This window comes from Pseudomonas sp. Irchel s3b2 (genome assembly GCF_900187445.1).
Classification (GTDB): Bacteria; Pseudomonadota; Gammaproteobacteria; order Pseudomonadales; family Pseudomonadaceae; genus Aquipseudomonas.
Map to the genome: position 1 here is coordinate 67,982 of NZ_FYEB01000001.1, position 20,579 is coordinate 88,560.

The 20,579-nt window shown below is 58.9% G+C and carries 21 protein-coding genes and 1 riboswitch; of the genes, 13 read left to right on the top strand and 8 right to left on the bottom strand.

The features are described from left to right. The first annotated feature begins 128 nt into the window (after positions 1-128). Both CKW20_RS00350 and CKW20_RS00355 read left to right on the top strand, forming a co-directional pair. Positions 129-614 (top strand): hypothetical protein, encoded by a 486-nt coding sequence (locus tag CKW20_RS00350; protein ID WP_095051183.1) that lies wholly within the window; start codon positions 129-131, stop codon positions 612-614. Positions 615-677: 63 nt separating this feature from the next. Beyond that, on the top strand, positions 678-965 hold the full coding sequence (locus CKW20_RS00355) for a PA4642 family protein (protein WP_095051184.1): 288 nt from the start codon (positions 678-680) through the stop codon (positions 963-965). Between the two features lie 170 nt (positions 966-1,135). On the opposite strand, the gene mqo is transcribed toward CKW20_RS00355, so the two are convergent. Further along, the gene (mqo, locus tag CKW20_RS00360) at positions 1,136-2,644 is read right to left on the bottom strand and encodes a malate dehydrogenase (quinone) (RefSeq protein WP_095051185.1); all 1,509 of its coding nucleotides are present in this window, start codon (positions 2,642-2,644) and stop codon (positions 1,136-1,138) included. Between the two features lie 739 nt (positions 2,645-3,383). Beyond that, positions 3,384-3,617, bottom strand: coding sequence for a hypothetical protein (locus tag CKW20_RS00365; RefSeq protein ID WP_008012002.1), 234 nt, complete (start codon positions 3,615-3,617; stop codon positions 3,384-3,386). Positions 3,618-3,822: 205 nt separating this feature from the next. Here CKW20_RS00365 and CKW20_RS00370 point away from each other — a divergent pair, with 205 nt between their 5' ends. Then, complete coding sequence (locus tag CKW20_RS00370) at positions 3,823-4,407, top strand: YajG family lipoprotein (protein WP_007905851.1); 585 nt, start codon at positions 3,823-3,825, stop codon at positions 4,405-4,407. 274 nt (positions 4,408-4,681) lie between these two features. On the opposite strand, the gene CKW20_RS00375 is transcribed toward CKW20_RS00370, so the two are convergent. Further along, entirely contained in the window at positions 4,682-4,888 is a 207-nt protein-coding gene (locus CKW20_RS00375) for a hypothetical protein (protein WP_030129737.1), read from the bottom strand. 193 nt (positions 4,889-5,081) lie between these two features. Here CKW20_RS00375 and CKW20_RS00380 point away from each other — a divergent pair, with 193 nt between their 5' ends. Further along, positions 5,082-5,354, top strand: coding sequence for a hypothetical protein (locus CKW20_RS00380; RefSeq protein WP_095051186.1), 273 nt, complete (start codon positions 5,082-5,084; stop codon positions 5,352-5,354). Positions 5,355-5,443: 89 nt separating this feature from the next. On the opposite strand, the gene CKW20_RS00385 is transcribed toward CKW20_RS00380, so the two are convergent. Continuing rightward, complete coding sequence (locus CKW20_RS00385; RefSeq protein ID WP_095051187.1) at positions 5,444-6,610, bottom strand: 1-acyl-sn-glycerol-3-phosphate acyltransferase; 1,167 nt, start codon at positions 6,608-6,610, stop codon at positions 5,444-5,446. Between the two features lie 139 nt (positions 6,611-6,749). On the opposite strand from CKW20_RS00385, the gene CKW20_RS00390 reads away from it, so the two are divergent. The 4 genes from CKW20_RS00390 (at position 6,750) to CKW20_RS00405 (ending at position 8,837) form a co-directional block, all read left to right on the top strand. After that, complete coding sequence (locus tag CKW20_RS00390) at positions 6,750-6,932, top strand: CPXCG motif-containing cysteine-rich protein (protein WP_095051188.1); 183 nt, start codon at positions 6,750-6,752, stop codon at positions 6,930-6,932. Positions 6,933-6,942: 10 nt separating this feature from the next. Beyond that, positions 6,943-7,203, top strand: coding sequence for a putative signal transducing protein (locus CKW20_RS00395; protein ID WP_095051189.1), 261 nt, complete (start codon positions 6,943-6,945; stop codon positions 7,201-7,203). 35 nt (positions 7,204-7,238) lie between these two features. Then, a complete protein-coding gene (locus CKW20_RS00400; RefSeq protein ID WP_095051190.1) occupies positions 7,239-7,862 on the top strand; it encodes an SOS response-associated peptidase in 624 nt (207 codons plus the stop codon). Between the two features lie 156 nt (positions 7,863-8,018). After that, on the top strand, positions 8,019-8,837 hold the full coding sequence (locus CKW20_RS00405) for a M48 family metallopeptidase (RefSeq protein ID WP_095051191.1): 819 nt from the start codon (positions 8,019-8,021) through the stop codon (positions 8,835-8,837). A 149-nt stretch (positions 8,838-8,986) separates the two neighbouring features. Here the strand turns inward: CKW20_RS00405 and CKW20_RS00410 are convergent, their stop codons facing one another. The 3 genes from CKW20_RS00410 to CKW20_RS00420 all read right to left on the bottom strand — a co-directional run bounded on the left by CKW20_RS00410 (position 8,987) and on the right by CKW20_RS00420 (position 12,076). Continuing rightward, positions 8,987-9,571: a TMEM165/GDT1 family protein gene (locus tag CKW20_RS00410; RefSeq protein ID WP_095052227.1), complete on the bottom strand. Its 585-nt coding sequence runs from the start codon at positions 9,569-9,571 to the stop codon at positions 8,987-8,989. Positions 9,572-9,663: 92 nt separating this feature from the next. Further along, positions 9,664-9,786: riboswitch (yybP-ykoY riboswitch) on the bottom strand. Between the two features lie 292 nt (positions 9,787-10,078). Then, entirely contained in the window at positions 10,079-11,077 is a 999-nt protein-coding gene (locus CKW20_RS00415; protein WP_095051192.1) for a class I SAM-dependent methyltransferase, read from the bottom strand. Positions 11,078-11,110: 33 nt separating this feature from the next. Then, on the bottom strand, positions 11,111-12,076 hold the full coding sequence (locus tag CKW20_RS00420) for a 2-hydroxyacid dehydrogenase (protein ID WP_095051193.1): 966 nt from the start codon (positions 12,074-12,076) through the stop codon (positions 11,111-11,113). Between the two features lie 283 nt (positions 12,077-12,359). Between CKW20_RS00420 and CKW20_RS00425 the strand changes: the two genes are divergently transcribed. Continuing rightward, a complete protein-coding gene (locus CKW20_RS00425; RefSeq protein ID WP_095051194.1) occupies positions 12,360-12,989 on the top strand; it encodes a LysE family translocator in 630 nt (209 codons plus the stop codon). Between the two features lie 13 nt (positions 12,990-13,002). Here CKW20_RS00425 and CKW20_RS00430 read toward each other — a convergent pair whose 3' ends face one another. Then, positions 13,003-13,773 carry a helix-turn-helix domain-containing protein gene (locus tag CKW20_RS00430; protein ID WP_095051195.1) on the bottom strand — a complete coding sequence of 257 codons (771 nt, stop codon included), beginning with the start codon at positions 13,771-13,773 and terminating at the stop codon, positions 13,003-13,005. An 85-nt stretch (positions 13,774-13,858) separates the two neighbouring features. Here CKW20_RS00430 and CKW20_RS00435 point away from each other — a divergent pair, with 85 nt between their 5' ends. The 4 genes from CKW20_RS00435 (at position 13,859) to CKW20_RS00450 (ending at position 20,490) form a co-directional block, all read left to right on the top strand. Continuing rightward, positions 13,859-15,043, top strand: a complete 1,185-nt coding sequence (locus CKW20_RS00435; RefSeq protein WP_095051196.1) for an MFS transporter — start codon at positions 13,859-13,861, stop codon at positions 15,041-15,043. 148 nt (positions 15,044-15,191) lie between these two features. Further along, a complete protein-coding gene (locus CKW20_RS00440) occupies positions 15,192-16,874 on the top strand; it encodes a fatty acid--CoA ligase (RefSeq protein ID WP_095051197.1) in 1,683 nt (560 codons plus the stop codon). Between the two features lie 333 nt (positions 16,875-17,207). Beyond that, entirely contained in the window at positions 17,208-19,097 is a 1,890-nt protein-coding gene (locus tag CKW20_RS00445) for a DUF1302 domain-containing protein (protein ID WP_095051198.1), read from the top strand. A gap of 28 nt (positions 19,098-19,125) precedes the next feature. Continuing rightward, positions 19,126-20,490, top strand: a complete 1,365-nt coding sequence (locus CKW20_RS00450) for a DUF1329 domain-containing protein (RefSeq protein WP_095051199.1) — start codon at positions 19,126-19,128, stop codon at positions 20,488-20,490. The last annotated feature ends 89 nt before the right edge of the window (positions 20,491-20,579 follow it).

Genomic DNA, 20,579 nt, shown 5'->3' on the forward strand with positions numbered 1-20,579 from the left:
ACTGTCGAAATGGGGCTGAAAGCTCTTTCAGTATGCCCAGCCTTGTCTTCCAGAGTATTGACCTGGATCGGTTATTCGCCGGGTAGATCCTCATGCTAGAGTGCTCGGCCTCGCCCCCGGAGCCCGTCATGAGCCTTTTGATCCGCAGCTGCGCCGCCCTGTTGCTGACCGTCAGCCTGCCCTTGGCTGCCGCTCCGGCGCCGATGCACGCGCAGTTTTTACCCCCGGACGACCTGACCCTGCGCGATGCTGAACCCGAGCAGCAGCAACTGTTGCAGATCACCGAGTATTCGGTGGTGATCGGCAGCCAGCGCCAGTCCAACCAACAGCCGATCCCCGTCACATCGCCACTGCTGATCCGCCTCAAGGGCAAATCCTTGAACAAGGGCGCGACCATCAGCCAGGTGCTGGTCAACTTTGATGGCGAAAGCAAAAGCCTGAAAAAGCCGATCTACGACGAAAAGCGCAAGACTCTGACGCTCTTCTACCCAATGGCCCAGTACCGGGTGGTGATCGACTTGTTGCGCAATGACACGGTGTATTGCCAGTTCCTCAGCTACGCCAACGGCCATATCTGGGCCGATTTGCACACAGGCAGCGTTCGTCCGCGTTGAGCCTGGCGCCTGCACAGGGGTAAACTGCCCGCCCCGTGAAATGTCTGCGAGCTGGAGTCGGCAATGCGTAAAGATAAGAAGCAAGTGATTGGTGACGAGATCGGCGATGCGCAGATCAAACTGTTCCTTGATTTCGAGCCAGTCGACGCCACTTCACCGTCGCTGCACAAACTGATCAAGGCGTACCGTGGCCTGCGCATCGATGACTTCGAGCGTTTTCTGACGTTCTTTGTTGAAGCCGGCCTGGACCTGGATGGCAAGGATGAGCACGGCAATGACTTCGTCGCCCTGATCAAGGATCAGCGCAATGCCCCGGATTACATTGAGCTGATCGAAAAAGCGCGTGGCTGACCGCCTGCGCGGCATGTGAACGCCGCGCACCTTGTAGGAGCTGGCTTGCCAGCGAAGGCGGTGTCATTGGCACACCACGACGTCCCCTTCGCTGGCAAGCCAGCTCCTACGACGGCCATAAAAAAACGCCCCGCCCTCAATGAGGACGGGGCGTTTTTTATGCTACCAAATCAAGCGTAGCTTTCGGTCTCGTTACTGGCTTCAACCAATTCCAGCGCGACGTTGTTGTGCGCATTGATCTTGCGATACAGCGCAGCGTCGGTTTCCAGAACCTTTTCCCGAGCCGGGAAAATTTCCGCCAGTTTGGCAGCCCATTCGCCTTTGGCTTTGCTCGGGAAGCATTTCTCGATCAGTTCAAGCATGATCGAAACAGTCACCGAAGCGCCTGGCGAGGCGCCGAGCAGGGCGGCAAGGGAACCGTCCTTGGCCGCGACCAGTTCGGTGCCGAACTGCAGAACGCCGCCTTTCTTCGGGTCTTTCTTGATAATCTGCACCCGTTGGCCGGCCACTTCCAGGCGCCAGTCTTCGGCTTTTGCTTCAGGGTAGAAGCGACGCAGGGATTCCAGGCGCTGTTCCATCGACTGCATCACTTCGCTAACCAGGTACTTGGTCAGGTCCATGTTGTTTTTGGCCACGGCCAGCATCGGGCCGATGTTGCCGGCGCGGACCGACATTGGCAGGTCCATGAACGAACCGTGCTTGAGGAACTTGGTGGTGAAACCGGCATAAGGTCCGAACAGCAGGGACTTCTTACCGTCGACCACGCGAGTGTCCAGGTGCGGCACGGACATCGGTGGCGAACCTACCGCAGCCTGGCTATAGACCTTGGCCTGGTGGTGCTTGACCACTTCCGGGTTGTCGCAACGCAGCCATTGGCCGCTGATCGGGAAGCCGCCGAAGCCTTTGCTTTCTTCGATACCTGACGCCTGCAACAGCGGCAATGCCGCGCCGCCAGCGCCGAGGAAGACGAATTTGGCGTCGACTTCACGGGTATTGCCGCTGTTGACGTCCTTGATGCTGACGGTCCAGCCGCCGTTGTTACGCTTCAGGCCGGTCACACGCTTGCAGTACTTGACCTGGGCATCGGGTGCGCTGGTCAGGTGCTTGAGCAATTGGTTGGTCAGGGCGCCGAAGTTGACGTCGGTGCCATTGAGCACGCGGGTGGCGGCGAGGGTTTCGCCAGGATCCCGACCAGGCATCATCAACGGCATCCACTCGGCCATTTTGGCCTTGTCTTCGGTGTATTCCATGTCCGAGAAAGCGTGGTGTTTGCTCAGCGTCTTGAAACGTTCCTTGAGGAAGGAGACGCCGTCGTCGCCCTGCACGAAGCTCAGGTGCGGTACCGGGCTGATGAACGACTTGCACGAGCCGAACGTGCCTTTCTTGGTCAGGTAGGACCAGAACTGCTTCGACACCTCGAACTGGGTGTTGATGTGTACGGCTTTCTTGATGTCGACGGTGCCGTCGGCGGCCTGTGGCGTGTAGTTCAGCTCACACAGCCCGGCGTGACCGGTACCGGCGTTATTCCACGGATTGGAACTCTCCGCAGCACCGGAATCCATCAGCTCGACGACTTCCAGCTTGATCGCGGGGTCGAGCTCTTTGAGCAGTACAGCCAGGGTGGCACTCATGATGCCGGCCCCAACCAGTACTACGTCGACTGCTTCGTTATGCGCCATTTAACGCGTCTCCAAAATCTGCAGCACCAAATTGTCGGCATAGCTGCCAGGAGTGACGGGGCGTGTCAGTGATGCCCCAGGTACCCATGGCCAGGATCGCCATGTCCGAATCTTCGCAATTTTTCGCAACTTCGACGGATGCATGCGGCCTGGACTCAAGAGTCACATGAACTCATTTCGGCGCGCGGCTGGCAATTCGACTTATGGTCGAGACATCCGTTTGTGCAACCAAATCCGTAGCGGACAGGCTTCAGGCTCCGGTGTTCGAGGAATACTCGGTCCTGTGTCGTTGGGCTGTTTCAGACGCTAATGGTGCATGTTCAGACGCAAAACTATTCATTTGCTCGCCACACTCTTGTGAAGTTGTGAAAACCCGTTTTTTTCACGCTCTTTTGAAGACGTGAACCTCAAAAAAGGGCTGTCCCAGCCTGGCACCGTGCCCGGATGGATTGCCGCCATGGGGTACATGACAGGCAAAACGGGCAAACAGCTCAGTGACCGAGCGTAATGACAGCTCTGCAGATTCGCGAAAAGTGGTGTTTTGCTCAAGAAACAGCAAGCGCGCCAGCTTCACTCGATCTGTGTGGGCGGCTCTCTGTGGGCGGTGCGGGGGTGTCAATACCGAGGCATTAACGATGCTGCGAGGCCCGATCAGGAGACGTCCTTATAATCGGGGGGAGATTGTAACGAAGAAACGCAGGGAAATGGTCGTGTTTAATGACTTTTATTAGGCGTCTGGTCAGGTGGTCAATAGTTGTTGCGCACGAGCACGTGGCTGGCGTTGGCTGACACGGGCGCTGGCGGGCAGGGGATGGTGCAGCCAGTTGAGGCGGATTTCTTCGATTTCGACCCAGCCATCGCCCATCGGCTGGAGGCTGCACTGTTTGAATGCCTGGCAACGGCCATCGCGGTCGAGTAGGGCAAAACAGCGATGCAGTGGACGTGGCGCGAACATTGAGATGAGAAAACGCATGGCAAAGTACCTTGTGGGGTGACTGCTGTGAAGGTTGCCAGTGAACGATGACGTGCGTGTGTAAGGTCGGTGACAGATGTATGACAGGAACCGCGCTGCGCCGGGTTTGTCAGAGATTTCAGTAATCGTTGTGCGAAGCTAGTTCGCCGCAGTGGCGCACCGCTATACTGCGGGCCTGTTTGTGCCTGATTCTGGAGAGAAGAGCATGTTGCAACGCCTGTTGTTCGGTTTGATCACTGTGACCAGTTTGACCCTCGTCGGCTGCGCCCACAGCCCGCAACAACTGAATCCGGAACCCAAGCTGACAGCTCAGCTGGCGCCGGTCGGCCGTGGGCAGCCGGTGGTGGTGCGTGTGGTGGACGGTCGTCCGTCGCCAACGCTGGGGACTCGTGGTGGTCTGTATCCGGAGACCAGTGCGATCACCGTGCAGGGCGCGCAGATTCTGCCGAAGTTGCAGGCTCAGGCTGAGGCGGCCGTGCGCTTGCTGGGCTTTACCCCGACGGCCAATGCGCTGAATGCACCGCAATTGACGGTAACCCTGGCCGAACTGAAGTATCAGTCGCCCAAGGAAGGCCTGTATGTAACTGAGGCAACGATTGGCGCGACGTTCCGTTCCGATGTGCAGAATGCCAACCGTCGTTACAGCGGTCGTTACGGCGCATCGCTGGATCAACGTTTTGGCATGGCGCCGAATCAGGAAACCAATACCAAGTTGGTCAGTGATGTGTTGAGTGATGCGTTGACCCGCTTGTTCAAGGACCCGACGATTGGTCAGGTGCTTGCCGAGTAACGGTTTGCGGCTTGTTTAAAGAACCCGGTGGTCAGTGATGGCTCCGGGTTTTTTTGTGCCCGCAGATTCATTGTGGAAACGAACCTGCTCACAATTCACCTGTAGGAGCGAGGCTTGCCCGCGAAGGCGGGCTGACAGCCGACCAACCCCTCGCAGATGCACACGGTTCAATTGTGGGGGCGAGCCTGCTCGCGATGGCGGTGTGTCAGGCAACATCCACGTTGAATGTGAGAAAGCCTTCGCGGGCAAGCCACGCTCCTACAGTGCACGACGCTCAAGCCGCCTCCGAATAAAAATCCAGAACACTCACCCCCGTCAGCAAGTCCGCCTCCGGCAAATCCGCATGTTGATGCCCGCCCAGCGCGCAATACACCAGCCAATGCCGGTCCTGAACATTGAAGGCAAGGCTGCCGACTAAGGTTTGTTGTTCGTCGCTTTGGGCAATGAGGTAGAGGCGATCCTGGTTTTCGGCGTGGAGCATGACGTAGTCCGTGTCGGTTTCGAGGGGCGACAGACTGGCGGATTCAGATGACGGCGTCGTGACACAGGACAGCAATCGGCTAAATGGTTTCGTTATTTGTCGGAAAGCCGGGGCAGGCCGGAGCGCTTTCGGTAGAATCCGCGCCGCGGTCGTCGGTTGGCGTCTGCCACACTGGTTTTGCCTGAGGTTTGTGATGTCGCTGATTTCGCTCTTTACTGCTCATCCCGCCAAATTGATCAACTTGCTGGCCTTGCTGTTAGCCTTCCCGGGCAGCTGGTTATTGCATGCCACCCGTCGTCGCGAACAGCGCGCCATGGCGAGTATTCAGGCGCAACGCGAAAGTCGTCCCAGTGAAGAGCCAACGCTGGATTGGGCGACCCTGCGCATGAATCGGTTTTTCTACCGCTTCGGTTTCGCCTGCCTCGGGATGGCCTTGCTGGTGTCGTGGATCAGCACCCGCGTCTGAAGATCCGCCACAGGTACAGTGCCTGACTGTCTAAAGGCAAACAAAAACGGCGCCCCAAAGGCGCCGTTGTCGTATCCATCCAAAATCGCTTAAAGCGGCAACCCGGCCTTGACCCGGTACTGATTGCGCACCGGCGTCGCATATTGCAGCACCAGAAACGGACGATGCTCTTCAGGGCAAGCATCCAGGCGACGCTGCCATTCTTCCTGGGCCTTGGCCAGTTCATCAGCCGCAAACACCTCGGCCGCTTTCGGCACCGGCAATTGCGGGTCGGCGTCTTTCCACTGCGCATACGCCAGGTAATGCACCGGGAACAACCGGTAGCCGCCGAGGATCTGCTTGTCCATTTCGATCGCCAATTGCTTGGTGTCTTCGAACAGTTCGGTGATCGGCGCGGCGAAGTTCACGTGGACCCGGCCTTTGTAACCGGTGATGCCCTTGGCGATGCTGACGTCATCCTCGCCCGGCGCTTTGGTGTAGCTGCCGGTGGTGGCGCGGATGTACAACTCGCGGGCCTTGGCCTGGTCGCACGGGTCATATTCATAGCTGATCGACACCGGGGTGAGGTTCAGCGAGCGAATGACTTCGCCGAATGGCTCGTCCTTGCGACTCATGTGGAACATCTTGAGGATCGCCGACTCGGTGCGGTCGTCGCCGTCCTTGGCTCGGCCTTCCGCCTGGGCGATCCAGATCGAGGCGCAGTCGTTGCGGATCGAGTGGTTGATGTAGGCCGACAGTAACTGATACGCCGCCATTTTTTCCCGGCGGCCGGTGATCGAACGGTGCACGATGAAGCTTTTGTTCAGGCGCATCAAATCGCTGACAAAAGGCTTTTGCAGCAGGTTGTCCCCAATGGCGATGCGCGGGGTCGGCAGGCCGGCGTGGTACACGGCGTAGTTGACGAAGGCCGGGTCCATCACGATGTCGCGGTGGTTGGCGATGAACAGGTAGGCGCTGCCAGACTTGAACTGCTCCACGCCGGTGTAGGTCACTCCATCCGTGGCACGCTCGATGGTGTGGTCGACGTAAAACTCGACTTTGTCCTGCAATGTGGCCACCGATGTGATACCGGCGAACTCACGGCGCAGCCGATGCGCTATAAGAGGTTTGAGCATCCAGCCGAAGGCACCGGCATAGCGCGGGAAGCGGAAGTGGATGAGGATATCTAGAAACGCCTTGTCGCCGAGCAGCCGGTTCAGCACTGCTGGGACTTCGCTGTCGTCGTAAGGTCGGATGGCATCGAATTCGCCCATCATGCTCTCTTGTTAGAAACGGCTAGGGTAAGTAAAGGTTTTGATCGAAAACCAACGGGGCACGGTCTGAAAAGGTAGTCAGACGAAAATAGCCCTGCAAATAGACCGGCGATTATACGCACAAGTCACCTGGGAGACCGCGATGCTGGAAACTGCGCAGTATGAATGTCCATATTGTGGTGAAGTGGTTGAGACTTCTGTAGACCTGTCAGGAGGCGATCAGACCTATATCGAGGACTGTCAGGTGTGTTGTCGGCCGATTACGTTTGTGTTGCAGGTTCACGGCGAGGAATGGCATCTCGAAGTTTTCAGTGAAAACGAGTGAGAAGGTGTGTATGCAGCGAATCTATGAACCGGAAAACCTGATGGAAGGTGAATTGCTGCAGAGCATGCTGGCCAGCGAGGGCATCGAAGCGCATCTGGAAGGCCGGGATTTGATCGGCGGCACTGGTGAATTGCCAATGTTCGGCCTGCTGGGATTATCGGTCGATAACGATCAGGCGCAATACGCCCGAGAGTTGATCACCGCGTACAATGCCGCGCTGCCACTGTCCAGCGATGAACCGGACAGCTTTCCCGGCACGCTGGTCTGTTAGGCTGACGTTCGTTTGATCAAGAGTCGTATTGCCCCATGTGTGGACGTTATGCCCTGTTTCGCTGGAACCCCGCCTTCGCGGCCCTGCCCGGATTCCCCGCCGATCAGCAGGCCCAGTGGAATATCTCCCCCAACGATTCGGTATTGATGCTGCGTGCCGGCGCAGACGGGCAGCGTGAGTTGGCTCGTGCTCGCTGGGGCCTGACGCCGCCGTGGCTGACTGACCTGTCCCGCACCCCGGCCCATGCCCGCGCCGAAACCGTTGCTGAGCAGCCGATGTTTCGCGAAGCCTTGCGCCTGCGTCGTTGCCTGCTGCCGGCCAATGGTTTTTACGAATGGCGCGGCACCACCCGCAAACGTCCCTACTGGCTGACTCCGGGGGAGGGCTCGGCGCTGTTTTTCGCGGCGATCTGGGAGGCGTATCCGGTGCAGGAGCAGGTATGGTTGAGCACGGCGGTAATCACCCAACCGGCCTCGAGTCAGCGTCGACCATTGATTCTCGATGCGGCGGGGCAGGAAACCTGGCTCAACCCGGAAACCCCGTTGCATGCCCTGCAGGCGCTGCTGGCCAGCGAACCCGCGGCGTTGCGTGAACGGGTGCTGGCGAACCTGGTGAACGATCCGAAGCTCAATGGGCCGGAGTGTTTGACGCCGGGTTGATCTATCGGTCGTACTGACGCCATCGCGAGCAATCGAGCGTCGACCGGGTGCTCCCACAGGGCTTTGTCTGAAATGTACCTGTTACACGTCCGTTGTATCTGGCGCCGATACAAATCCCCACCTAGGATACGCGGCATGTTTCCAGGGAGCTTCTTGATGAATAAGACATTGGTTTTGTGTGCACTGAGCGCAGGTCTGCTGCTCGCCGGTTGTCAGTCGGTCAACACCACCAGCGGCGGCGCCGTGGGCGTTGAACGCAAGCAATACATGTTCAGCATGCTGTCGACCTCCGAGGTCAACCAGATGTATGCCCAGTCTTATCAAAAGACCATCGGGGAGGCGAGCACCAAAGGTGTGCTGGACAACACCAGTAACGATGCCAAGCGAGTTCAGGCGATTTCCAGTCGGCTGATTGCCCAGGCGCCGGTATTCCGTCCGGATTCGGCCCAATGGCAATGGGAAGTGAACCTGATCAAGAGCGACGAATTGAATGCCTCCTGCGGACCTGGCGGCAAGATCATTTTCTACTCCGGTCTGATTGACACCCTGCAACTCACCGACGACGAAATCGCCGCCATCATCGGCCATGAAATCGCTCACGCCTTGCGCGAGCATGGCCGTGAAGCGATGTCCAAGGCTTACGGTATCGAAATGGCCAAGCAGGGTGCTGGTGCGTTGTTCGGTCTGGGCGAGGGCGGCCTGGCTCTGGCGGACACCGTGGCGAAATACGGCATGACCTTGCCCAACAGTCGCGGCAATGAAAACGAGGCGGATCTGATCGGCCTCGAATTGGCCGCCCGTGCGGGGTACAACCCGAACGCGGCGATCACCCTGTGGAACAAAATGAGCAAAGCCTCGAATGGCGCGCCGCCAGAGTTCTTGAGCACTCACCCGGCGTCGGCCAGTCGGATTACTGCCCTGCAGGCGGCGATTCCGAAGGTGATGCCGTTGTATGAGAAAGCCAGGAAATCCTGACAGTCATTGGGTGAGGCTGCTGACGCCTTCGCGGGCAAGCCTCGCTCCTACAGGTTTTGTGTCGTACACACATTATGTATTCGACCGAAAACCTGTGGGAGCGTGGCTTGCCCGCGAAGAACGATAACGCGGTCTACTGACCTACCGCGTCAAACCCATCCACTGCTCTGCATCGCCTTGTACACCGCAACAATCGCCAGGACGAAGAACGCCGACGCCGCCAGTCGACGAATCAGGGTCAAGGGCAGTTTGTCCGCCGCAAAGTTACCCGCCAAAACTACCGGCACGTTGGCAATCAACATCCCGGCGGTGGTGCCGATGATTACCAGCCACAGATCCGGGTATTGCGCGGCGAGCATCACGGTTGCGACTTGGGTTTTGTCGCCCATTTCCGCAAGAAAGAACGCAATCAATGTAGTCAGGAACGGCCCGAATTTGCGGGCGGTGCTGGCTTCGTCTTCGTCCATCTTGTCCGGCACCAGGGTCCACAGCGCGGTGGCGGCGAAGCTCGCGGCGAGGATCCAGTGCAACGTCGCATTCGAGAAGAAACTGCCGAACCAGGCGCCTACCGCACCGGCTGCCGCATGGTTGGCCAGTGTCGCGGCAACGATGCCGGCGATGATCGGCCAGGGTTTGCGAAAGCGGGCAGCGAGAATGAGCGCGAGCAGTTGCGTCTTGTCGCCGATTTCGGCCAAGGCAACGATTGCGGTGGGAACGAGTAGAGAGTCCAGCATCATCAGGATTTTCCTAAGGGGCGGGTCGACACGGCTATGACACGTACAGCCTTCCCGCCCCGGGTAAGGTGTTCGTGTCATAGGTCTTGTCAAACCCTGCGATCCGTCTGGTGCGGACGCTTGGGTCGCATACGCCATGGTCTGAGGACCAAGTATGTTGACGTATGCCGGACGAGCATGGCGCTCGTGGGAGACTACTCCCCTAGGACGGAGCGGATTCTGCCTAGGCAAATCCGATTGGGCAAGCCCTTGAACCGCTTTTCGTAGGAGCCAGGCTTGCCGGAGAAGGCATTCTTAAGAGCGCCTTCGCGGGCCTCAATGCCTGTCAGTTAAGCCGCGAGACCCTGTAGGAGCGAGCTTGCTCGCGAAGACGTCGGGTCAGTCAACATTGATGTCGCCTGACCTACCGCTTTCGCGAGCAAGCTCGCTCCTACAGGAGTTTCGCTTAACTGACTAGCATTGAGGAAAGCCTGGCTCCTCCGGTCCGATTTGTTTTTCAAAAGTTCTTCAGCCGCGCTTGGCCCGGTAGATTCGAAAACCCTGCCCTTCAGCCTTGATCGCACATGCGCCCAAATGCTCTTCGATCAGCGGCTGATACTTCAGGAAACTATTCGCTACCAACCGAAGTTCACCGCCGTTTTTCAGATGTTTAGCCGCTTTTCGCAGCAAGTTCTCGGTGGCGAAGTAGTCGGTGTGTACGCCGACATGGAACGGTGGATTACTCAGAATCGCGCTCAAACCCATGGGCGCGGCATCGATGCCGTCACCGGTCATCACCTCTGCGTCCAGACCGTTGGCAGCCAGGGTCAGGCGACTGCTGGCGGCAGCAAATGCATCCACATCGAGCAGGGTGACCTGGTTGTGTGGGTAGCGCCGCTTGACCGCCGCACCCAACACACCCGCGCCGCAACCGAAGTCCAGCAAGTGGCCGCTGGGCAGTTTGTCCAGATGTTCCAGCAGCAGGGCGCTGCCGCGATCCAGTCGACCGTGGCTGAACACGCCCGGCAGGCTGATGACTTTCAACGGGCCTTCGGCCAGTGGCAATTCATAGGTCTGTGCCAGGCTTTCCAGCGACTTGGCTTCTGGGGCATTGGCCACAGCGACCTGCCAGAGCTGGCAATGCCGTGCGCTGTCGAGCTTGCGGGGTTTGCCGAAGGGGTTGAGCTGTTTGGCTGCACCTTCGATGCCGCTGCGTTTCTCTCCCACCAGGTACAACTCACGACCGGCCAAACGAGAGGCGAGGGCATTGAGGATGTATTCGGTCAGGTCCTTGGACTTGGGCAGAAACACCACCGCGCTGTCGAACTCGCGCTCGGGCGCATTCACGCCAAAATGGCTGCGCTCGGCGAAACGGGCGTCCAGCGCCGCTTGATCGCCAGCATGCCAGCACCAACCGTGGGCATCGGGTAAGCGGCCCAGCAAATCATCGGCGGGCAAACCGGCCAGCAACACCGACCCCTGGAATAACTCGGCCTGACGAAGCAGTACTTCACTGCGCGGATCCATACTCTGCTCCTTGAAAAAAAGTGCCGCAGTTTATCAACTGACGACCCGCAGCGCTTTACCGCTGAAATAAGCCTGAGCGTTTTCCGTCAACTGACCAACAATCCGTTGCCGCGCCTCGCGACTGCCCCAGGCATTGTGCGGAGTGACGATCAGTCGTGGAATGTCCTGAGCCAACAGCGGATTGCCGGCGCTCGGTGGTTCGACGCTCAGCACGTCGGTCGCCGCGCCGCCCAAGTGTCCGTTGCGCAGGGCGTCAGCCAATGCCTGTTCGTCAATCAAACCACCGCGCGCGGTGTTGACCACGAAAGCACCGGGTTTCATCGAGGCCAGTTCTCGGGCGCCGATAAAGTGGCGGGTGTGTTCGTTGAGCGGGCAGTGTAGGGTCAGGGCGTCGATTTGCGGCAGCAGTTCATTCAGCGGCAAGCGATCCGGCCGGGCAGGGCGTCCCGGAATCTGCCCCAGCAATACGCGCATGCCGAACGCCTCGGCCAACCGCGCCACGGCACTGCCCAGTTCACCGTGACCGAGCAGACCGAGGGTTTTGCCTTCGAGTTCGACGATTGGGTAATCGAGCAGGCAGAACTGTTTCGCTTGTTGCCAGCGACCTTCGGCGACCGCTTTTTGATAATCGGCCAGGCGCGTCGCCAGGTTCAGCAACAACATGATCGTGTGCTGAGCCACCGATGGCGTGCCGTAACCCTGGCAGTTGCAGACAGTGATTCCGTGGGCGCGGGCGGCGGCGAGGTCGACGTTATTGGTGCCGGTGGCGGTGATCAGGATCAGCTTCAACTCGGGACTGGCCGCCATGGCGGCCGCATCGATCAGGATTTTGTTGCTGATGGCGACAGTGACACCCTTGAGGCGTTCGATCACCTGATCAGGCGTGGTCTGGGCGAACAGTTGCAAGTCGCTGAAGCACTCGCGTAAAGGGCTGAGGTCGAGATCGCCGAGATCCAGGGACGGATGGTCGAGGAAAACGGCGCGGCGAGAGTTCGTCATCAACTGTACCTTTTGTGCATTGAACTGAAGGCGTAATCTGTCGAGCCTACCAGATGAAACAAACTGTTCCTCATTGTCTGGCCTGGCACAAACTTGTGGCGAGGGAGCTTGCTCCCGCTGGGCTGCGCAGCGGCCTCAATCCAGGCAACCGTGTATTGTCAGACATACCGTGTCATGCGGTTTACGACTGCTTCGCAGCCGAACGGGAGCAAGCTCCCTCGCCACAGAGGTGTAGTCGGCTTCCGAGTTTTTTATTGATCAGCCTTGCCCAAAAGGAACCCCCATGTATTGGACAGAATTCTTGACCGTTGCCCTCATTCACTTGCTGGCCGTCGCCAGCCCCGGCCCGGACTTTGCTGTGGTGGTGCGTGAGAGCGTGACCCACGGTCGTCGCGCCGGGACCTGGACAGCGTTGGGCGTCGGTTCGGCGATTTTCCTGCACGTCGGTTATTCGCTGTTGGGTATCGGACTGATCGTGTCTCAGTCGATCGTGCTGTTCAGCGCCTTGAAATGGGCCGCAGCCGCGTATCTGCTGTACATCGGCTATAGAGCCCTGCGCGCGCAACCAGCTAAACCGGTGGCTGACGACCTGCACCAGGAGGCCGGCGAACGCACCGCGCGGGGCGCCTTCACTTCTGGTTTCGTGACCAACGGCTTGAACCCGAAAGCCACGCTGTTTTTCCTGTCGTTGTTCACCGTTGTGATCAACCCGCACACACCACTGGCGGTACAGGCCGGTTACGGGATTTATCTGGCAGCGGCAACGGCTGTCTGGTTCTGCCTGGTGGCAATGCTGTTCAGCCAACAGCGCGTGCGCGCCGGTTTTTCCCGCATGGGCCACTGGTTCGACCGGACCATGGGCGCGGTGTTGATCGCCATCGGTGTAAAACTTGCGTTCACCGAGATGCACTGATCGCGCTGAACGCCTACGGGGGATTGAGTTCGCTCAATTTGTTCAAAGCGCTCAGGTATTCCCGAGGGTTTTCCCCGAGTAAACGGCGAAACATCGCGCTAAACGCCCGAGCACTGCCATAGCCCAGATTACACGCCACGCTCTGCACGCTTTCTCCGGCGAGCAGGCGCGGCAAGGCTTCCATCAGGCGCAGTTGCTGACGCCAGGCATTGAAATTCATCTTCAGTTGTTGCTGGAACAACCGCGCCAAGGTTCGAGAGCTGGCGCCGACTTGTTGTGCCCAGTCTTCCAGGGTATTGGAATGGTCCGGTGCGCGCAGCAGCGCCAGGCAGATGCCCAGCAGGCGTCGGTCCTCGGGCATCGGAATGTGTAGCGGAAGGTTTTCCAGGCTGGCGATCTCTTCCAGCATCAACTTCTGAATCAATGAATTTTCCGCGTGTTGCGGACCTTGCACCGCGCGCAGAATCAGCTCGCGCAGCAACGGCGTGACGGCCAGCACGCAGCACTGCTGCAGCGTTGGCGGCGACAGTTCGGGGGCAATGAACAGCGAACGCATGCGTACTTCGCCCGACATGAAAATCTCATGCGCCGCCAGTGGCGGAATCCACACGGCTCGGGTCGGCGGAATGACCCAGGCACCTTGTGCCGTGACCACTCGCATGGTGCCGCGAACGGCGTACAGCAACTGCGCTTCGCGGTGTTGATGCAATTGCTGGTGAGCACCGTCCACGTAATCTCGCGGATAGGCGCTGACCGGCCCGTGCAGGAAATGGCTGATTAACATGTCAGATCCAATGACTTTGTTGTCAGGAATACGCTTTTTCGCCAACTTAGCATAAGCCGCTCATTACAACGTAAAGCGTGCCTCGATGAACCAGTCCAGAAATGTCCTCCGCTACATCAACGCAGCCCATGTGATCGATCACATGTTCATGCTTATTTTTCCGGCCGCCATTCTCGGCATGACCCAGGCCTTCGCGCTGGACTATGCCGCGCTGATCGGCCTGTCCCTCGGCGGTTTCATTGCCTTTGGCGGCTGTTCGCTACCTGCCGGTTGGCTGGGGGATCACTGGAGCCGACGAAAAATGATGCTGGTGTTTTTCTTCGGCATTGGCGCCTCGGCGATTTTTACCGGCGTGAGCAGCAGCGCACCGATGTTGGTACTCGGCCTGACGCTGATCGGGGTTTTCGCCGCGATCTATCACCCGGTGGGCACAGCGATGCTGGTGGCTTACGCACAGAACCGGGGCCGGGAAATCGGTATCAACGGCATGTGGGGCAACCTCGGCGTGGCGTTTTCGGCGCTGATCACCGGGTTGCTGGTGACGCAGCTCGGCTGGCGCTCGGCGTTCATTTTGCCGGGCGTGGTGGCGATTGTGCTGGGCATCGGATTCGCGCTTCAGGTGCGTGAAGAACCCATCCCGAAGCGTCCGCACACACCGCTCAAAGGTGCGGCGGGCCAGCGGATTTCCATGCTCTTGGTGTTCACCGTATTAGCCTTGGCTACCGCCACCGGCGGTGTGGTGTTCAATGCCACGACCATGACCTACCCGAAACTGTTTCAGGAACGCCTGCACGATTTGTTCGCTTCGCCGCAAATCCTTGGCGTCGTGGTCAGTCTGGCATATGCCTTCGGCGCCGTGGCGCAGTTGAGCATCGGACGAGTCTTGCATCGTTTCAGTCTGAAATGGCCGTTCATAGTGTTGACGCTGTGCCAGGCGCCGTTGTTGTTCGGGTTGGCCTATGTCGAGGGCTGGGCTGTGATAGCGCTGGGCGCGGCGTTCATGTTCGTGGTGTTTGGCCAGGTCACGGTGAATGATGCGATGGTCGCTAACTTCGTCGCACCGCAATGGCAATCCCGAGTCTTCGCGCTGCGTTACTGTTTATCGTTCGGTGCCAGTGCCAGCGCGATTCCGCTGATTTCGTTTGTCGAACCGCGCCAAGGTTTTGTAGGCCTTTACCTGATATTGGCGGGTTTTGCAGCGCTGACCTTCGTAGCAGCAGTGTTTTTCCCCCGAACGCCATCCGAGGCTGTCGTAGGAAAAACGGCGTGACGGCTAACGAATCCCTGCAAATGCTGGCGCAAAGCTATCATTCGTACGGCTGTGCAAATCATCCCTTTGGCTGATTTGACTGGCGTTCAAGGGCTCTAGAGTGCTTAGCTTTAAAAGCCAAGACCGTGCAGTCAGAAAAGGGACTCTTATGTTGCAGACTCGCGTTATCCCCCCAGCCGAGGGCGCTTACCAGTATCCGCTGTTGATTAAACGGCTGCTGATGTCCGGCGCCCGTTATGAAAAAACCCGCGAGATTATCTACCGCGATCAATTGCGCTATAGCTATCCGACCCTGATCGAGCGGGTCGCGCGGCTGGCCAACGTGCTGACGGCCGCCGGCGTGAAAGCCGGGGATACCGTGGCAGTGATGGACTGGGACAGCCATCGCTACCTGGAATGCATGTTTGCCATCCCGATGATCGGTGCGGTGATCCACACCATCAACGTGCGCCTGTCGCCGGAGCAGATTCTCTACACCATGAACCACGCCGAGGACCGCTTCGTGCTGGTCAACAGCGAGTTTGTCGGGCTGTACAAGGCGATTGCCGGGCACCTGACCACCGTGGAGAAAACCCTGCTGCTGACCGACTTGCCGGAAAAGACCGCCGATTTGCCGAACCTGATTGGCGAGTACGAGCAATTGCTGGCCGCCGCGAGCCCGCAGTACGACTTCCAGGACTTCGACGAAAACTCGGTTGCCACCACGTTCTACACAACCGGCACCACCGGCAACCCCAAAGGCGTGTATTTCACCCACCGGCAATTGGTGCTGCACACCATGGGCGTGGCGACCATCATGGGCTCCATCGACAGCGTGCGCCTGCTGGGCACCAACGATGTGTACATGCCGATCACCCCGATGTTCCATGTGCACGCCTGGGGTTTGCCATATGTAGCGACCATGCTCGGGCTCAAACAGGTTTATCCCGGCCGTTACGACCCCGAGTATCTGGTGGAATTGTGGCGCAAGGAAAAGGTGAGTTTTTCCCACTGTGTGCCGACCATTCTGCAAATGCTCCTCAATGCCAAGGCCGCGCAAAATACCGATTTCGGTGGCTGGAAAATCGTTATCGGCGGCAGTGCGCTCAACCATGCGCTGTACGATGCCGCCAAGGCCAAGGGCATTCAATTGACTGCCGCTTACGGCATGTCGGAAACCGGGCCATTGGTCTCGTGCGCGCACCTCAACGATGAGCTGATGGCCGGTACCGAAGACGAACGCACCACCTACCGGATCAAGGCCGGTGTGCCGGGGCCGTTGGTCGAGGCGGCGATCGTCGATACCGATGGCAATTTCCTGCCTGCCGATGGCGAGACCCAGGGCGAATTGGTGCTGCGTGCGCCGTGGCTCACCGAGGGGTATTTCAACGAGCCGCAGAAAGGCGCCGAGCTCTGGGCCGGGGGCTGGCTGCACACTGGCGACGTGGCGACCCTGGACAGCATGGGCGTGATCGACATTCGCGACCGGATCAAGGACGTGATCAAGACCGGTGGCGAGTGGATCTCCTCCCTGGACCTGGAAGACCTGATCAGCCGTCACCCTGCGGTACGTGAAGTAGCAGTGGTGGGCATCGCCGATCCGCAGTGGGGCGAGCGGCCGTTTGCGCTGCTGGTGGTCAGGGAAGGGCATGAGATCGGGGCCAAGGAACTCAAGGAGCACCTCAAGCCGTTCGTTGAGCAGGGGCACCTGAGCAAGTGGGCCATCCCGAGCCAGATCGCCCTTGTTACTGAAATTCCCAAGACCAGCGTCGGCAAACTCGACAAGAAGCGCATCCGCGTCGACATCACTGAATGGCAGGCTAACAACAGTACCTTCCTCTCGACGCTTTAAGCGTCATCTGGCGTGCCCGAAAGGGCGCGCCAGACCCACCAAGCAAGCGCTTGGCTTGTGAAATCCGAATTTTCAGCCATCCTTGCCGTGCCGACATGTGTCGGACTGGCGAAAGGACTGTTCCAGAGTGGCCGGCAGCTGCAAATCACACTTTAGAGGGATCAAGCACTACTACCTGCTGGCTATAGTCCGCTCAAGGAATTTTAAGAACGGAGCGCGCACAAAACGGGGCGATGCAACTTTGGAGTGACGTCGGAACCGCTTGGCTTCCGGTCACCCACAACGTTTTTAAAAGTACTCAGCCATAACAATAATGCACATGGAGTAGCGTCGATGACATCAGTAAACCAGTTCTGGCGCCGGGCGAAACTGCCCCTGGCAGTCAGTCTCGCCTCTTCGCTCGCCGGGCCTGCATTCGGCGTCAGTTTCAACGTCGGTGAGATCGAAGGTCAATTCGACTCATCCCTGTCGATCGGAGCCAGTTGGTCTACTCAGAGCCCGAACAAAAACCTCATCGGCGTCAATAACGGGGGCCACGGCTTGTCCCAGACGTCCGATGACGGTCACAACAACTTCAAGAGCGGCGAAACTTTCTCGAAGATCTTCAAGGGCATCCATGACCTTGAATTGAAATACGGCGACACCGGCGTCTTCGTCCGGGGCAAATACTGGTATGACTTCGAACTCAAGGATGAAAGCCGCGAGTTCAAGGACATCAGCGACGAAAATCGCAAGGAAGGCGCCAAGTCTGCCGGCGGCCAGATCCTCGACGCCTTCGTCTACCACAACTACTCCATTGCCGATCAGCCGGGTTCCGTGCGTCTGGGCAAGCAGGTTGTTAGCTGGGGTGAAAGTACCTTCATCGGCGGCGGCATCAACTCGATCAACCCGATCGACGTGTCGGCGTTCCGTCGTCCCGGTGCCGAGGTCAAGGAAGGTCTGATCCCGGTCAACATGTTCTACGTGTCCCAGAGCCTGACCGACAATCTGTCGGCCGAAGCCTTCTATCAGCTGGAATGGGACCAGACCGTCGTCGATAATTGCGGCACCTTCTTCTCCCAGCCGGACATCATTGCCGACGGTTGCGACAACAACCTGCGCGTGCTGAACAAACGCTCGACCATCCCGGCTGTAGCATTGGGCCCATTGGCCAACGCGGGCGTCGACGTCAACGAAGAAGGCGTGCTGGTGCGTCGCGGTCCTGACCGCGATGCGCGGGACAGCGGCCAGTGGGGCGCGTCCTTGAAGTACATGTTCGAACCGCTCGATACCGAGTTCGGCGCGTACTTCATGAACTATCACAGCCGTGCGCCGATCTTCAGCGCCACCGGGGCTCCGCAATCGATCTTCAACGGCGTGGCAGCTTTGCCGCCGGCATTCCGCGCACTCGGGCCGCTAGTGGTCGCCGGTAATTCCGAGTACTTCGTCGAGTACCCGGAAGACATCCGCCTCTACGGCTTGAGCTTCTCTACCACCCTGCCTACCGGTACGGCGTGGAGCGGCGAGATCAGCTACCGTCCGAACGCGCCGGTGCAACTCAACTCCACCGACATCCTGTTTTCTGGCGTGCGCCCATTGGGTGGCGCTCTGGCTAATGCGTCGCTGCTCGAAGGCGTGCCGGGCCAGGATCTGCACGGCTATCGCCGCAAGGAAATCACCCAGTTCCAGACCACCCTGACGCACTTCTTCGATCAGGTCATGGGTGCCAGCCGTCTGACCCTGGTGGGTGAAGTGGGCGTGACCCATGTTGGCGGCCTGGAAAGCAGCTCCGATGTCCGTTACGGCCGTGACCCGGTCTACGGGCCGGGTGAACTGCCGTCTACCGGCGGCCTCAATACCTGCTCGGCGATCCTCAATACCAGCACCATCAACGGTGCCGGCCCAGGTGCTGCTACCAACAACCGCAGCCGCAACTGCGAGGACGATGGCTTTACCACGTCGATGTCATGGGGTTATCGCGGTCGCGCCATCTGGGAATACAACGACGTATTCGCCGGTGTGAACCTCAAGCCGAACGTGGCCTGGTCCCACGACGTGAGCGGTTACTCGCCAGGCCCTGGCGGCAACTTCGAGGAAGGTCGTAAAGCGGTGAGCCTGGGTGTCGATGCCGAATACCAGAACACCTACACCGCCAGCCTGGCGTACACCAACTTCTTCGATGGCAAGTACACCACCGTGGATGATCGCGACTTCGTTGCGCTCAGCTTCGGCGTGAACTTCTAAGCACTGTATTTTCAGGACGAACACATTTATGAAAATAACAAAGAGTCTGTTCCACGTTGGCGTTCTGGGTCTGTCGTTGCTGGCAACCGGTGTCATGGCGGCGGTCCCGGCGGCCGAAGCGGACAAGCTGGGCAAGAGCCTGACCCCGATGGGCGCCGAGATGGCGGGCAACGCCGACGGTTCGATCCCGGCCTGGAAACCTATGCCGAAAAACGCCGGTGCCGTAGACAGCAAAGGTTTCCTGGCTGACCCGTTCGCGAGTGAAAAACCGCTGTTCACCATCACCGCGCAAAACGTTGACCAGTACAAGGACAAGCTCGCGCCGGGTCAGTACGCGATGTTCAAGCGCTACCCGGAAACCTTCAAGATGCCGGTCTACCCGTCCCATCGCGGCGCCACCGTGCCGGATGACGTGTTCGCCTCGATCAAGAAGAACGCCACCAACACTAACCTGGTGTCCGGCGGCAACGGTCTGGAAAACTTCGAAACCGCGATCCCGTTCCCGATTCCGAAAAGCGGCGTTGAAGTCATCTGGAACCATATCACCCGTTATCGCGGCGGCAGTGTGACCCGTCTGATCACCCAGGCCACGCCGCAGCCGAACGGCTCGTTCAGCCTGGTGTACTTCGAGGACCAGTTCGTATTCCGTGACAAGATGAAGGATTACGACCCAAAAAATCCGGGTAACATCCTGTTCTATTTCAAGCAGAAAGTGACCGCGCCGGCTCGTCTGGCCGGTGGCGTGCTGCTGGTACACGAAACCCTGGACCAGGTTAAAGAGCCGCGTTCGGCATGGGTCTATAACGCCGGGCAACGCCGTGTACGTCGTGCGCCGCAGGTGTCCTATGACGGGCCAGGTACCGCGGCCGATGGCCTGCGTACCTCCGACAACCTGGACATGTACAACGGCGCGCCGGATCGCTACGACTGGAAGCTCGAAGGCAAGAAAGAGATGTACATCGCCTCCGACAGCTACAAGCTCGATGATCCTAAACTGAAGTACGCCGACATCATCAAGGCCGGCCATATCAACCAGGACCTGGCTCGCTATGAGCTGCGTCGGGTCTGGCATGTGGTCGCGACCCTGAAGGAAGGTCAGCGTCACATCTACGCCAAACGTGACTTCTACATCGACGAAGACACCTGGCAGGCAGCAGTGGTCGACCACTACGACGGTCGTGGGCAACTGTGGCGTGTCGCCGAGGCTCACTCCGAGAACTACTACGACAAGCAAGTGCCGTGGTACGCCCTCGAAACCTTGTACGACCTGCAATCGGGCCGCTACCTGGCACTGGGCATGAAGAACGAAGAGAAGTCTGCGTATAACTTCGGCTTCACTGCCTCCACCGCTGACTTCACTCCGGCAGCGTTGCGTCAGGAAGGCGTTCGCTAATACGTTGTAAACCGAGGCCGCATCCTTGAAAAAACGCCCCGACTGGTTCGGGGCGTTTTTTTGGACGTTCATAAAAATCGTTGTAGGCC

Bases quoted from the DNA above. Each gene is read 5' to 3' on its own strand.
- CKW20_RS00440 (WP_095051197.1), top strand. From the start codon at position 15,192: ATGTTGCAGACTCGCGTTATCCCCCCAGCCGAGGGCGCTTACCAGTAT.
- CKW20_RS00420 (WP_095051193.1), bottom strand. From the start codon at position 12,076: ATGACGAACTCTCGCCGCGCCGTTTTCCTCGACCATCCGTCCCTGGAT.
- CKW20_RS00390 (WP_095051188.1), top strand. From the start codon at position 6,750: ATGCTGGAAACTGCGCAGTATGAATGTCCATATTGTGGTGAAGTGGTT.
- CKW20_RS00450 (WP_095051199.1), top strand. From the start codon at position 19,126: ATGAAAATAACAAAGAGTCTGTTCCACGTTGGCGTTCTGGGTCTGTCG.
- CKW20_RS00370 (WP_007905851.1), top strand. From the start codon at position 3,823: ATGTTGCAACGCCTGTTGTTCGGTTTGATCACTGTGACCAGTTTGACC.
- CKW20_RS00415 (WP_095051192.1), bottom strand. From the start codon at position 11,077: ATGGATCCGCGCAGTGAAGTACTGCTTCGTCAGGCCGAGTTATTCCAG.
- CKW20_RS00445 (WP_095051198.1), top strand. From the start codon at position 17,208: ATGACATCAGTAAACCAGTTCTGGCGCCGGGCGAAACTGCCCCTGGCA.
- CKW20_RS00365 (WP_008012002.1), bottom strand. From the start codon at position 3,617: ATGCGTTTTCTCATCTCAATGTTCGCGCCACGTCCACTGCATCGCTGT.
- CKW20_RS00400 (WP_095051190.1), top strand. From the start codon at position 7,239: ATGTGTGGACGTTATGCCCTGTTTCGCTGGAACCCCGCCTTCGCGGCC.
- CKW20_RS00430 (WP_095051195.1), bottom strand. From the start codon at position 13,773: ATGTTAATCAGCCATTTCCTGCACGGGCCGGTCAGCGCCTATCCGCGA.
- CKW20_RS00405 (WP_095051191.1), top strand. From the start codon at position 8,019: ATGAATAAGACATTGGTTTTGTGTGCACTGAGCGCAGGTCTGCTGCTC.
- CKW20_RS00410 (WP_095052227.1), bottom strand. From the start codon at position 9,571: ATGCTGGACTCTCTACTCGTTCCCACCGCAATCGTTGCCTTGGCCGAA.
- CKW20_RS00355 (WP_095051184.1), top strand. From the start codon at position 678: ATGCGTAAAGATAAGAAGCAAGTGATTGGTGACGAGATCGGCGATGCG.
- CKW20_RS00385 (WP_095051187.1), bottom strand. From the start codon at position 6,610: ATGATGGGCGAATTCGATGCCATCCGACCTTACGACGACAGCGAAGTC.
- CKW20_RS00375 (WP_030129737.1), bottom strand. From the start codon at position 4,888: ATGCTCCACGCCGAAAACCAGGATCGCCTCTACCTCATTGCCCAAAGC.
- CKW20_RS00395 (WP_095051189.1), top strand. From the start codon at position 6,943: ATGCAGCGAATCTATGAACCGGAAAACCTGATGGAAGGTGAATTGCTG.
- CKW20_RS00435 (WP_095051196.1), top strand. From the start codon at position 13,859: ATGAACCAGTCCAGAAATGTCCTCCGCTACATCAACGCAGCCCATGTG.
- CKW20_RS00425 (WP_095051194.1), top strand. From the start codon at position 12,360: ATGTATTGGACAGAATTCTTGACCGTTGCCCTCATTCACTTGCTGGCC.
- mqo (WP_095051185.1), bottom strand. From the start codon at position 2,644: ATGGCGCATAACGAAGCAGTCGACGTAGTACTGGTTGGGGCCGGCATC.
- CKW20_RS00380 (WP_095051186.1), top strand. From the start codon at position 5,082: ATGTCGCTGATTTCGCTCTTTACTGCTCATCCCGCCAAATTGATCAAC.
- CKW20_RS00350 (WP_095051183.1), top strand. From the start codon at position 129: ATGAGCCTTTTGATCCGCAGCTGCGCCGCCCTGTTGCTGACCGTCAGC.